Annotated in this window: 8 protein-coding genes and 1 pseudogene; 3 read left to right on the top strand and 6 right to left on the bottom strand. The window is 73.0% G+C overall.

All coding sequences use genetic code 11. The features are described 5' to 3' along the window. Position 1: 1 nt before the first annotated feature. The 4 genes and pseudogenes from OG373_RS11495 to OG373_RS11480 all read right to left on the bottom strand — a co-directional run bounded on the left by OG373_RS11495 (position 2) and on the right by OG373_RS11480 (position 4,122). Positions 2-712 carry a response regulator gene (locus tag OG373_RS11495; protein WP_405437955.1) on the bottom strand — a complete coding sequence of 237 codons (711 nt, stop codon included), beginning with the start codon at positions 710-712 and terminating at the stop codon, positions 2-4. Next, entirely contained in the window at positions 709-2,310 is a 1,602-nt protein-coding gene (locus tag OG373_RS11490) for an ATP-binding protein (RefSeq protein WP_405437954.1), read from the bottom strand. Before OG373_RS11490 ends, OG373_RS11495 begins: the two co-directional genes overlap by 4 nt. 87 nt (positions 2,311-2,397) lie before the next feature. After that, positions 2,398-2,685, bottom strand: a pseudogene (locus OG373_RS11485) (cupin domain-containing protein); the annotation flags it as partial. A 183-nt stretch (positions 2,686-2,868) separates the two neighbouring features. After that, entirely contained in the window at positions 2,869-4,122 is a 1,254-nt protein-coding gene (locus tag OG373_RS11480; protein WP_405437952.1) for a citrate/2-methylcitrate synthase, read from the bottom strand. A 65-nt stretch (positions 4,123-4,187) separates the two neighbouring features. Between OG373_RS11480 and OG373_RS11475 the strand changes: the two genes are divergently transcribed. Further along, positions 4,188-5,354 carry a citrate synthase gene (locus tag OG373_RS11475; RefSeq protein ID WP_405437950.1) on the top strand — a complete coding sequence of 389 codons (1,167 nt, stop codon included), beginning with the start codon at positions 4,188-4,190 and terminating at the stop codon, positions 5,352-5,354. 24 nt (positions 5,355-5,378) lie between these two features. Continuing rightward, positions 5,379-6,500, top strand: coding sequence for a CobW family GTP-binding protein (locus tag OG373_RS11470; protein WP_405437948.1), 1,122 nt, complete (start codon positions 5,379-5,381; stop codon positions 6,498-6,500). A gap of 58 nt (positions 6,501-6,558) precedes the next feature. Here the strand turns inward: OG373_RS11470 and OG373_RS11465 are convergent, their stop codons facing one another. Both OG373_RS11465 and OG373_RS11460 read right to left on the bottom strand, forming a co-directional pair. Continuing rightward, positions 6,559-8,637: a restriction endonuclease gene (locus tag OG373_RS11465; protein WP_405437946.1), complete on the bottom strand. Its 2,079-nt coding sequence runs from the start codon at positions 8,635-8,637 to the stop codon at positions 6,559-6,561. A 100-nt stretch (positions 8,638-8,737) separates the two neighbouring features. After that, positions 8,738-11,194 (bottom strand): DNA topoisomerase (ATP-hydrolyzing) subunit A, encoded by a 2,457-nt coding sequence (locus OG373_RS11460; RefSeq protein ID WP_405437944.1) that lies wholly within the window; start codon positions 11,192-11,194, stop codon positions 8,738-8,740. A 265-nt stretch (positions 11,195-11,459) separates the two neighbouring features. Here OG373_RS11460 and OG373_RS11455 point away from each other — a divergent pair, with 265 nt between their 5' ends. Further along, positions 11,460-12,812, top strand: coding sequence for a M16 family metallopeptidase (locus OG373_RS11455; RefSeq protein WP_405437943.1), 1,353 nt, complete (start codon positions 11,460-11,462; stop codon positions 12,810-12,812). Positions 12,813-12,826: the final 14 nt, after the last annotated feature.

The following is a 12,826-nucleotide window of genomic DNA, read 5'->3' as shown; positions in this document are numbered from 1 at the left end:
GTCAGGCCGGCCCCTCCGACGGCAGCCAGGTGTAGCGGTGCTCGGGGCGGCCGGTCTCGCCGTAGCGCAGGGCGAGGCTGACCCGGGCGGTGCGTTCGAGGAGCTTGACGTAGCGCTGGGCGGTCTGGCGGCTGATGCCGGCGCGGTCGGCGATCTGCTGGGTGGACAAGGGCCCTTCGGCGGACAGCAGGACCTGGCGGACCAGTTCCGCGGTGGTCGCGGAGTGTCCCTTGGGAAGCTCGTTCGCGGACCCCGCGGCGGCGAGCGCGCCGAAGATCCGGTCCACCTCGGCCTGCTCGGCCTCACCGCCGGTGTCCAGGGCGCGGCGCAGGGACGCGTAGGCCTCCAGCCGGGTCCGCAGCCCGGCGAAGGTGAAGGGCTTGACCAGGTACTGCAGGGCGCCGAGCCGCATCGCGGCCTGCACGGTGGCGAGGTCGCGGGCGGCGGTCACCATGATCACGTCGGTGCGGTGGCCGAGTTGGCGCAGGCGCCGGACCAGGTCCAGGCCGTTCTCGTCGGGCAGGTAGTGGTCCAGGAGGACGAGGTCCACCGGATGCGTGGCGAGGAACTCCAGGGCCTCGGACGCGGAATGGGCCTGCGCCGTCACCCGGAAACCGGGAACCTTCGCCACGTACGCCGCGTTGATCCGGGCAACACGCGTGTCATCGTCGACGACCAGTACGACATGAACCCTGCTCGGGGTCTCGCTCATCGCAGGGCCTCCGGGAGTACGACGGAGAACTCCGCCCCTCCGTCCGCTGCTTCACCGGCCCGGGCGCTGCCGCCCTGCCGCTCCGCGAGGCGGCGTACGAGGGCGAGGCCCAGCCCGCGCTCGCGGTGGGCCCTGGGCTGCTTGGTCGACCAGCCCTCCGTGAAGATCTCCTCGCGGCGCGCGGCAGGCACCCCGGGGCCGCTGTCGCGCACCCGCAGCACGGCGGTACGGCCCTCGGCGCGCAGCTCCACCTCGACCAGGGGTGACGCCGAACCGGCGGCCGCGTCGAGGGCGTTGTCCACGAGGTTGCCGAGGATCGTCACGAGACCGCCCGGGTCCACCAGACGGTCGGGGAGGAGGGTGGTCCCCGCCAGCCGCAGGGCGACGCCGCGCTCGGCCGCGACGGTCGCCTTGCCCACCAGAAGGGCGGCCAGCAGCGGATCGTGGACCTTCTCGGTGACCTGTTCGGCGGTCGTGCGGTGCACACCGGCGACCTCGGTCACGAACTCCACCGCCTCCTCGTGCAGGCCCAGCTCCAGCAGGCCGAGGAGGGTGTGGAGGCGGTTGGCGTGCTCGTGGTCCTGGGCGCGCAGGGCATCGATCAGACCCCGGGTGGAGTCGAGCTCGCGGCCCAGGTGCTCCAGCTCGGTGCGGTCGCGCAGGGTGGCGACGGCGCCGCCGTCCTCGGTGGGCATGCGGTTGGCCACCAGCACCCTGGGGCCCTGGACGGTGAGCAGGTCCCGCCCGGTGACGCGGCCCGACAGCACGTCCGCGGTGCGGCCCGCACCGAGTACGTCGTCCAGCGGGCGCCCGGCGCAGTGGTCGGCGGCGTCCGGGGCGAGACCCAGCAGGCGGGCTGCCTCGTCGTTGACCAGCCGGACCCGGCCGTCCGGGGCGAGGGCGATCACGCCCTCGCGGATGGAGTGCAGCATGGCCTCGCGCTCGGCGAGCAGGCCGGCGATGTCGGAGAAGGCGAGATCGCGGGTCTGCCGCTGGATCCTGCGGGAGAGCAGGTAGGCGGCGAGGGCGCCCGCCGCGAGGGCGCCGCCCGCGTAGGCGAGCAGACCGGGGATCGCGCCGAGCAGCCGGTCGCGGACGCTGTCGTAGGCGATGCCGACCGAGACGGCGCCGACGATCTCGCCGTCGGCCGCGAGGAGCGGGACCTTGCCGCGGGCGGAGCGGCCCAGGGTGCCGTCGTCGATCTCCATCACCTCGCGTCCCGCCAGTGCGTCGCTCGGGTCGGTGGAAACGGGCAGCCCGATCCGGTCGGCGGTCGGGTGCGAGCGGCGGATGCCGTCCAGGTCGAGCACCACCACGTACTCGGCTCCAGTGGCCCGGCGGATCCGCTCGGCCGAGGCCTGTACGGGGCTGTCGGCCGAGGGGCCGGAGCCCAGCAGCCCGGCGGCCAGCGAAGGGTCGGCCGCGGCGCTCTGCGCGATGGCCAGGGCGCGCCGCATCGCCTGGTCGTCGAGCTGGGCGCTCAGGGGCGCCAGGAACAGTCCGGTCGCCAGGACCACGACCCCGGCGGCGATGGCCAGCTGGGTCAGCAGGATCTGGGAGACGGCCCGTCTGGGCAGCCCGAGGCGCCGAGCGCTCATGAGGGGGAACCGCATGGGCAGCAACGGTAGGTCGGCCCCGGCGGAAGCGGAATGCTTACGCCCGGCTTGTCGGGTTCGCCACTCCCGTCATGCCCGGGCCGTGTTCCAGGGCTCACTGCGGGTGAAGTGGGTGTCGTAGAGCTCCTGGACGTCGAGCAGGGATTCCGGCGGCACCTTCCCGTACGCGATCCGCTCCAGGTGGCGGAAGTACTCGAACCGCTCGATGCCCGGCGTGGTGACGATGAGGATGTCGGCGTTCTCGCCGGGCGCGGCGGCGAAGGCGTGATCGAGGCCGGGCGGCACGATCACAAGATCCCCGCGTTCCGCTGTCACCACGCGGTCGCCCGACAGGAGCTGCGCGGTGCCGTCGAGCAGGGTGACGCGCCGGGCCCGTCGCCCGCACCCTCGGTGAACCGGCCCTGCTGCTGGGCCCGGAGGAGGCGGCCGCGGCCACTTCGCGCGCGCCACGGCCATCGCCGAGCAGTGGCGCAGCCCGCCGGGACGGCCCGCCGGGCAGGCCGCGGCCCGGAGCCCCCGGCCTGCCCGGCAGGACATTCCTCAGGCCTCCGGTGCCCGCTCGGGCATCGGCTGCGGCGGGCGGGGTCCGCAGTACTGCCCGCTCGGCCGCATCCGCAGCGGCCGCTCCTGGTACTCCTCCAGGGCGTGTGCGATCCAGCCGGCCGTACGGGCCACCGCGAAGATCGTCTCCCCGGCCTCGGCCGGCATCCCGCACGACACCGTCAGCACCGCCAGGGCCAGGTCGACGTTGGCGTGCAGCCCGCCCTGCCGGGCCATCACCGCGGCCACCTCGCGCGCCGCTCCCAGCGCCGGACCGGCCTGCTCCAGTTCCTCCAGCCGGGCGAACAGCGCCCGCGCGCGCGGGTCCTCGCCCCGGTACAGCCGGTGGCCCAGCCCCGGGACCCGGCGCCCCGCCCGCAGGTACTCCGCCACCACCGGCGCGGCCCCGCCCTGTTCCAGCACCTCCACCAGCATCCGGTGCGCGAGCCGCCCGGCCGCGCCGTGCAGCGGGCCCTCCAGGGCGCCGAGCCCGGCGGACACCGCCGCGTACGGATGGGCCCGCGCCGACGCGGCGACCCGTACGGCCAGGGTCGAGGCCGCCAGATCGTGGTCGACCAGCAGCGCGAGCGCCAGGTCCAGCACGGCCAGCGCGTCGGGATCGGGCTCCTGTGCCGTCAGCCGCGACCACAGCTGCCGGGCGATCCGGCCGTCCCCGGCCCACCGGTCCGGGCCCGCCTCGGGCAACGCGCCGACCAGCGTGGGGACCAGGGCGCGCGCGGAGCCGAGTACCGCCTCCTCGGACAGGTCGAAGCGCAGCGGATCCGCCACGGCCGCGGCGGCGACCGCCACCCGCAACCGGTCGATGGGGCCGCCGTGTTCCGGCAGCGCGGCCACCGCCCGCCGGGCGGCCGCCAGGGCCTGCGGGGGAGCGGTGAACCGGGCGCCGGGCGCTACGGCGCCCGTCCAGAGCCACTCGGCGACCTCCTCGTAGCGGTAGCGGGAGGCCAGCTCGACGGCGTCCACGCCGCGGAAGTAGTACCGGTCGGGCTCGATGAGGGTGAGCGCGGTCCGGACGGCGAGTTCCCCGGCGGGGGCGGCCGCCTCGCGCCGGCTCCGCCGGGCCAGCGCCTCCACCTCGGCGGCGTCGAAGCTGCTGCCCCGCCCGGTCGGATCGCGGCGGCTGGTGAGCTGGCCGCGGCTCACGTACGCGTACACCGTCGCCGGTTTCACCCCGAGTGCGCGCGCCGCCTCCTGTGTGCCGAGCCTGCGCCCGCCGTCCGTCTGGTCGCTCATGACCCACACCCTACAGATGGACAGTGATGTTGATTCAATCAATATTGACAGAGATTGAATCCATCATGGATGGTCGATCCATGGACACCACTCTGGAAGTACCCCGCGGTCTCGCGGGAGTCGTGGTCACCGAAACCGGGCTGGGCGACGTCCGGGGCCGGGAGGGCTTCTACCACTACCGCCAGTACTCGGCCGTCGAGCTCGCCGCCGGGCGCGGCTTCGAGGACGTATGGCACCTGATGTTCCGCGGCGCGCTCCCGATGGACGCCGCCGAGCGCGCCGCCTTCACGGCCGAGATCGCACCCCTGCGCCGACTGCCCGAGCAGGTACGGGACGCCCTGCCGGACCTCGCCCGGGCCACCCGGCTCTCCGGCCCCCTCGCCGGGCTGCGCACCGCGCTCTCGCTGCTCGGCGCCTCCGCCGGCTTTCGCCCGGTCTACGACCTCGACCCCGACCGCCGGGCCGCCGACGCACTGGCCGCCTGCGCCGCCGTACCGACCCTGCTGACCGCCCTGCACCGGCTGGGACAGGGCCTGGAGCCGGTGGAGCCGCGCGACGACCTCCCGTACGCCGCCAACTACCTCTACATGCTGACCGGCCGGGAACCCGATCAGGCCCGGGCCCGCGCGGTCGAGCAGTACCTGATCTCCACCGTCGACCACGGCTTCAACGCCTCGACCTTCACCGCCCGTGTGATCGCCTCCACCGGCGCCGATGTCGCGGCCTGCCTGACCGGGGCGATCGGTGCGCTCTCCGGACCCCTGCACGGGGGCGCCCCCAGCCGCGCCCTGGACACCCTCGACGCCATCGGCACCGTGGACCGGATCGGGCCGTGGATCCGCGAGCGGGTCCTGGCGGGCGACCGGATCATGGGCTTCGGCCACCCCGTCTACCGCACCGAGTACCCCCGCTCACGCATGCTGCGCGAGATCGCCCTTCGGTTCGGCGGTCCCCTCGTGGACTTCGCCGTCGAGGTCGAGCGCCAGGTGGAGGAGATACTCGCCGAACTGAAGCCGGGCCGGGAACTGCACACCAACGTGGAGTTCTACGCGGGGGTGGTCATGGAACTGTGCGGGCTCCCGCGCGAGATGTTCACGCCCACCTTCTGTGCGGCACGGGTGGTCGGCTGGAGCGCCAACATCCTGGAACAGGCAGCCGACTCGAAGATCATCCGTCCGGCCGCCCGGTACACCGGCCCCACCCCGCCCCAGCCGGTGCCGCTCCTGCCCTGAGGGATCCTGGCTACGATCGACCGGGTGAACAGCAGGCAGCCCATTCCCGTCGTCGTCCTCGCCGGTTTCCTCGGATCCGGCAAGACCACCGTGCTGAACCACCTCCTCGCCGGTCGCGGAGGCACCCGGATCGGGGTCGTCGTCAACGACTTCGGATCGATCGAGGTCGACGCGATGTCGGTGGCCGGCCAGGTCGGGGACTCGATGGTCTCCCTCGGCGGCGGCTGCCTGTGCTGCGCCGTCGACGGCAGCGAACTCGACGCCTACCTGGAGAAGCTCTCCGCACCCGTCCACCGGATCGACGTGATCGTCATCGAGGCGAGCGGGCTGGCCGAGCCCCAGGAGATGATCCGGATGCTGATGGCCAGCGAGAACCCGGCCATCCGGTACGGCGGCATGGTGGAGGTCGTGGACGCCGCCGAGTTCGACGCGACCCGGGCCAGGCACCCCGAGACCGACCGCCACCTCGCCGTCGCCGACCTGGTGGTGCTCAACAAGACCGACCGGGTGGACGCGGCCGAGCGGGCCCGGATCGAGAAGGAACTCGCCGCGCTCTGCGCCCCGGGCACCCCGGTCGTGGGCGCCGACCACGGGCGGATCGACCCGGAACTCCTCTTCGACCGGCGGCCCTGGACCGAGACCCGCGGCCAGCTCTCCTTCGAGGACCTGCTCGTGGAGGCGGACGGCCCCGGCCACGATCACGACCGCTGCGGCCACGCGCATGCCGCGTACGAGAGCACGGAGTTCACCTCCGAGCAGGCCCTGTCCCCGCGCCGGTTCATCGACTTTCTCGACCGGCGCCCGGCCGGGCTCTACCGGATCAAGGGCTTCGTCTACTTCGGCGTCCCCGGGCACGAGGAACGCTACGAGGTCCACGCGGTCGGCCGCTTCCTCCGCTTCGCCCCGCGGCCCTGGGGGCGCGGCGAGGCGCGCCTGACCCAGCTCGTCCTGATCGGCGCGGGAACCGACGGTCCGGGTCTGCTGCGCGACCTGGAGGCCTGCCGCGAACCGGCCCCGCAGGAGGCGCGCCCCGAGAGCATGTGGGGCGTACTGCGGTACGTCGCCCGGCCCGCGGAGTCCGGGGCGGAGTCCGAGTCCGGGACCGGCGCGGAGTCCGAGTCCGGGAGCGGCGCGAACGGGGACTGAGGGAGCCGGCGGCGCCCCTGCTCCGCGAGCAACCCGGCGACGAACGACCGGACAGGGCTCAGGCGACCTCGACCCCGTACTCGCCCAGCAGGGACTCCAGACCGCCGCGGTAGCCCTTGCCGCCGATCACGAAGTCCCAGTCGCCGTTGGAGCGGCGCCGGAACGAGCCGAGGACCAGGGCCGTCTCGCCGGCGCGCCCGTCGGAGACGTCGAGCCGGCCCAGTTCCTCCCCGCCGGCCGACAGCAGGCGGATATGGGCGTCGGTGAACCCGGCGAGGTCGGCGTGGGGATCGACCTCCGGATCGATCGCGGCCACCAGGACCAGGCGGTCGGCCTGCGACGGCAGGGCGTCGAAGGAGACCTCCAGCGCCGCCTTGTCGGGCCTCGCGTGCTCACGGGAGCGGACCGAACCGTCCGGGGTGCGCGGGTTGTTGAAGAAGACGAAGTGGTCCTCGCTCAGCACCCGGCTGCCCGTGCAGACCAGGGCGCACACGTCCAGGGCGACCGACCCCGACCAGGACATGCCGAGCACGTTGTGGTCCGCCGGGGGAGCCGGCTCGGGCTCCGGCGTCCGCCGGGCGGGCGCCGCGGCGCTGCCGCCGCCGAGGCGGCCCCGAAGACCGTACTGGTGGAGCAGTTCGACCAGGTCCGCCCCGGGAACCAACTCCAGCGGCTTGCCGTTGGCAAAGGTGTACGACCCGGGCCCGAAGGACGCGGTGGTGACCAGTACCCCCTTGTTCGCCCCCTTGTCCTGGACCGTGCCGTACAGATCACGCACGGCCGTGGGCGGCACCGTGTTCCGGTAGCGCTTGACCTGCACCACGATCCGCCCGCCCCGGATCGGCGCCGGGTCCACCGCCTCCACGTCCACCCCGCCGTCGCCCGACCGCTGCGTGGTCACCGCCTCCATGCCCATCGCCCGGAACAGCTCGGCGACCAGGTTCTCGAAGGCGATCGGGTCCATCACGAAGAGATCCGGCTCGTCCTCGTCCGCGTCGCCCCCGTGCCCGCCGTGGCTGACGACACCCCCGCCGACCTCGTCGGGCCGGCGCCCGGGGCGCACCGCCGTCAGCTGGTCGGGCCGCGCCGACAACTGCCCGCCCAGCCCCGAGACCAGACAGTCCACCGCGCTGACCTGCTCCAGCCGCAGCCCGGAGAAGGCGCTGCGCTCCGCCGGCACCGTGGCGAGCACGAACCGCGCCTCCTGCCCCGTCACCGGATCGTGGCAGTCCACGAAGCCGTTGACCACGACCGAGTCCAGTACGCCGAACTCGTCCGCCGCGTACAGCTCGCGCACCACCAGCAGCACGCACTGGGCCAGCAGGTCCCGGTACAGGGCCCGCCGTTCCGTGACCGGGCGCGGCTTCACCTTGTCCTGGTCCGTGCTCGGCAGGTACTGCACGGCCCGGGCCTCCGGTACGACCGCGTACCCGGGCAGCTCCCAGTCCAGCACCAGCTGGCGCGCGGCGGGGTCGTAGGCGGCGGCCACCTGCCGGGGCAGTGCCTCGGGCCAGGCCGTCGAGGCGTACAGGGCTGCCGAGAAGTACTCCACCGCCGCCTCGGCATCGCCCGCGCGCAGCGCGTCGGCCAGCTCGGTGAGCCCGCCGTTGTGTGCCCGCACCCCGGCGAGCTGCTCCGCCGCCCACCGGTCGTACTGCTGCCGGTACGCGGCCAGTTGCTGCTGCCGCTGTGCCTCCGCGGCGTTCGCGGCCTGCCAGGCCTGCGTGTACCGGGCGTGGGCCTCGCGCTCCGCCTGCGCCCGGTGGTTCGAGCCGAGGGTCCAGCCGCTGCTCTGCCGCTGGAAGTCCTCGATGCGGGGCATCGGCACCGGCTGGGCCAGGGCCCCGGGGTTGAAGGGCTCCAGCCGGTCGGGCCGGGCCAGGTCGGATATCCGGAACGCCGGTGCCCGGCAGCCCGCGGCCAACAGGCCCTTGAGGGCGGTGACCTCGGCGTCGAGCTGTGCGGTGCGCCTCAGGGCCTCGGCCTCGCGGTACTGCCGGTGGCTCCGGTTCGCGTCCCGTTCGTAGGCCCGCTGCCGGCGCTCGGCCTCCCGCTGCTGGATCAGCTGCGTCTGCTGCTGACGGCGCTGGGCCTCCGCCCAGTTCCCGATCAGTCCGCTGCCCGCTCGACGGCTCATCAGTTGTGTTCTCCCCCCACCGCGTCCACGGGGAAAACACTAGTCGGCATTCGGGTGGTACGTCCCCCCGGTCGCACCACCCGAATGCCCTCGTACGTCCCTACAGCGCGGCTCCCGCCAGCGCCGCGACGGTCGCCGGCAGCGCCGCTCCCGAGCCGTCCCGGCGCGGGTCCATGGCGGGCAGTTCGGCCGGGGTGCCGTTCGCCGTCGCCGCGCGGGCGGGGGAGCCGCCCGCCCACGCCAGCACCAGGACGTCCTCGCCCTTCAGGAACCGCTGGCAGCGCACGCCGCCGGTGGCCCGGCCCTTGCGCGGGTACTGGTCGAAGGGGGTCAGCTTCCCGGACGTCACCGAGTCGTCCAGGGTGCCCTGCGAGCCCGCCACCGTGAAGACCACGGCGTCCCGCGCCGGGTCCACCGCCGAGAAGTGGATCACCTTGGCGCCGTCGGCGAGCTTGATGCCGGCCATACCGCCCGCCGGGCGGCCCTGCGGGCGCACCTGGCTCGCCGGGTAGCGCAGCAGCTGGGCGTCGTCGGTGATGAAGACCAGGTCCTCCTCGCCCGTGCGCAGTTCGACCGCGCCGACGATCCGGTCGCCCTCCTTGAGGGTGATGACCTCCAGCTCGTCCTTGTTCGCCGGGTAGTCCGGCACGACGCGCTTGACCACGCCCTGCTCGGTTCCCAGCGCCAGACCCTGCGAGGACTCGTCCAGCGAGGTCAGGCAGATCACCTTCTCGTCCGGCTCCAGTCCGGAGAGGAACTCCGAGACCGGGGCGCCGCCCGCCAGGTTCGGCGCGGCATGGGTGTCCGGCAGTTGCGGCAGGTCGATCACCGACAGCCGCAGCAGCCGCCCGTACGAGGTGACCGCGCCGACATCGGCCCGGGCCGTCGCCGCGACCTGCGAGACGATCAGGTCGTGCTTGGCGCGGGCGCCGCCCTCCTCCTCGGGCAGCGCGTCGCCGTTCGCCGTACGTGCCAGCAGGCCCGTCGAGGACAGCAGCACCCGGCACGGGTCGTCCGCGACCTCCAGCGGAACCGCCGCCACCGCGGTGCCCGCGGACTCCAGCAGCACCGTACGGCGCTCGGTGCCGAACTTCTTCGCGACCGCAGCCAGTTCCGCGGAGACCAGCTTGCGCAGCTCGCTGTCCGACTCCAGGATCCCGGTCAGCTCGTCGATCTCGCCGGTCAGCCGGTCGCGCTCGGACTCCAGCTCCAGGCGGTCGAACTTGGTGAGCCGGCGCAGCGGGGTGTCCAGGATGTACTGGGTCTGGATCTCGCTCAGCGAGAACCGCTCGATCAGCCTGGCCTTGGCCTGGGCCGAGTTCTCGCTGTCCCGGATGAGCCGGATGACCTCGTCGATGTCGATGAGGGCCACCAGCAGGCCCTCGACGAGGTGCAGCCGGTCGCGGCGCTTGGTGCGGCGGAACTCGCTGCGCCGCCGGACGACCTCGAAGCGGTGGTCGAGATAGACCTCCAGCAGCTCCTTGAGGCCCAGGGTCAGCGGCTGCCCGTCGACCAGCGCCACATTGTTGATGCCGAAGGACTCCTCCATCGGCGTCAGCTTGTAGAGCTGCTCCAGGACGGCCTCCGGGTGGAAGCCGTTCTTGATCTCGATGACCAGGCGCAGGCCGTGCGCGCGGTCGGTGAGGTCCTTGACGTCGGCGATGCCCTGGAGCTTCTTCGAGCCGACCAGGTCCTTGATCTTCGCGATCACCTTCTCGGGGCCGACCGTGAAGGGCAGTTCGGTGACGACCAGGCCCTTGCGGCGCGCCGTCACGTCCTCCACGGCGACCGTCGCGCGGATCTTGAAGGTGCCGCGCCCGCTCTCGTAGGCGTCCTTGATGCCCGAGAGGCCGACGATCCGGCCGCCCGTGGGCAGGTCGGGACCCGGCACGAAGCGCATCAGCGCCTCCAGGTCCGCCTGCGGGTGGCGGATCAGGTGGCGGGCGGCCGCGATGACCTCGCCGAGGTTGTGCGGGGGCATGTTGGTGGCCATGCCGACCGCGATCCCGGACGCGCCGTTGACCAGCAGGTTCGGGTACGCGGCGGGCAGCGCGACCGGCTCCCGCTCCTGGCCGTCGTAGTTGGCGGTGAAGTCGACGGTGTCCTCGTCGATCGACTCCGTCATCAGCGACGTGGCGTCGGCCATCTTGCACTCGGTGTAACGCATGGCGGCCGGCGGGTCGTCGTTGCCGAGCGAACCGAAGTTGCCGTGGCCGTCGACCAGCGGCAGCCGCATCGAGAAGGGCTGGGCCATGCGCACGAGGGCGTCGTAGATCGACGCGTCGCCGTGCGGGTGGAGCTTGCCCATGACCTCGCCGACGACACGGGCGCACTTCACGTAGCCGCGGTCGGGGCGCAGGCCCATCTCGTTCATCTGGTAGACGATGCGCCGGTGGACCGGCTTCATGCCGTCCCGGGCGTCGGGCAGGGCGCGGGAGTAGATCACCGAGTACGCGTACTCGAGGAAGGAGCCCTGCATTTCGTCGACGACGTCGATGTCGAGGATCTTCTCCTCGAAATCCTCCGGCGGCGGGGTCTTCGTGCTGCGGCGGGCCATCGCTGCGCGGCTCCTTAACCAAAATGGGGTGTGCTGGGTGTCTGGCGGGGTGTCTGGTTCGGTCTGGCGGTCTTGTGGTGTCCGGCGAGGGTACGACGCGGACCATTGTGGCCCGACGCACCGACAACGCCGACTCCGACCCCGGAGGTCCCCCGGACGGAGTGCGGGGGAGTGACCCGGGAACTTATCCGGCGGCCGACGCGCTTGCATACAGTGGCAGGTCGATAAGAAATCTCTGCATCGCGATCGAAGGGACCACATGCCCATGGGTCACACGGCCACAGCCCAGGCCGGCTCCGGCGGCCTGACAGCGACCGAGCACCGGCTGGCCAACGGCCTGCGCGTGGTGCTCTCCGAGGACCACCTGACCCCGGTCGCCGCGGTCTGCCTCTGGTACGACGTCGGCTCGCGCCACGAAGTCAAGGGACGTACCGGCCTGGCTCACCTCTTCGAGCACCTGATGTTCCAGGGGTCGGCGAGCGTACCGGGCAACGGCCACTTCGAACTGGTCCAGGGCGCCGGCGGTTCCCTCAACGGCACCACCAGCTTCGAGCGCACCAACTACTTCGAGACGATGCCGACCCACCAGCTGGAGCTCGCGCTCTGGCTGGAGGCGGACCGGATGGGGTCCCTGCTGGCCGCCCTGGACGACGAGTCCATGGAGAACCAGCGCGACGTCGTCAAGAACGAGCGCCGCCAGCGGTACGACAACGTTCCCTACGGCACGGCCTTCGAGCGGCTCACCGCCCTGGCCTACCCCGAGGGCCACCCGTACCACCACACCCCGATCGGCTCCATGGCCGACCTGGACGCCGCCTCCCTGGAGGACGCGCGCACCTTCTTCCGTACGTACTACGCGCCCAACAACGCGGTGCTCTCCGTCGTCGGGGACATCGATCCCGAGCAGACGCTCGCCTGGGTGGAGAAGTACTTCGGCACCATCCCGGCGCACGACGGCAAGCAGCCGCCGCGCGACGGCTCGCTGCCCGACGTCATCGGGGAGCAGCTGCGTGAGGAGATCGTCGAGGAGGTCCCGGCGCGTGCGCTGATGGCCGCCTACCGGCTGCCGCACGACGGCACCCGCGAGTGCGACGCCGCCGACGTGGCGCTGACCATCCTGGGCGGCGGCGAGTCCTCGCTGCTGCACAACCGGCTGGTACGCCGCGACCAGAGCGCCGTCGCGGCCGGCTTCGGCATGCTGCGCCTGGCCGGGGCGCCCTCCCTGGGCTGGCTGGACGTCAAGACCTCCAGCGGGGTCGAGATCCCCGCCATCGAGGCGGCCGTGGACGAGGAGCTCGCGCGGTTCGCCGCCGAGGGCCCGACGGCCGAGGAGATGGAGCGCGCCCAGGCGCAGCTGGAGCGGGAGTGGCTGGACCGGCTGAGCACGGTGGCCGGGCGCGCCGACGAACTGTGCCGCTTCGCGGTGCTGTTCGGCGACCCGCAGCTGGCGCTGACCGCCGTCCAGCGCGTTCTGGACGTCACCGCCGAGGAGGTGCAGGCCGTGGCCGCGGCCCGACTGCGCCCGGACAACCGCGCGGTGCTCGTCTACGAGCCGATCGCGGCCGACGAGTCCGACCAGCACGACGAGTCCGACGAGAACGAGGGGGCGGAGCAGTGAGCGACACCGCAGCC

This window comes from Streptomyces avidinii (assembly GCF_045161815.1).
GTDB classification, from domain to species: domain Bacteria; phylum Actinomycetota; class Actinomycetes; order Streptomycetales; family Streptomycetaceae; genus Streptomyces; species Streptomyces avidinii.
This window is presented reverse-complemented; position numbering and strand designations above follow the sequence as displayed.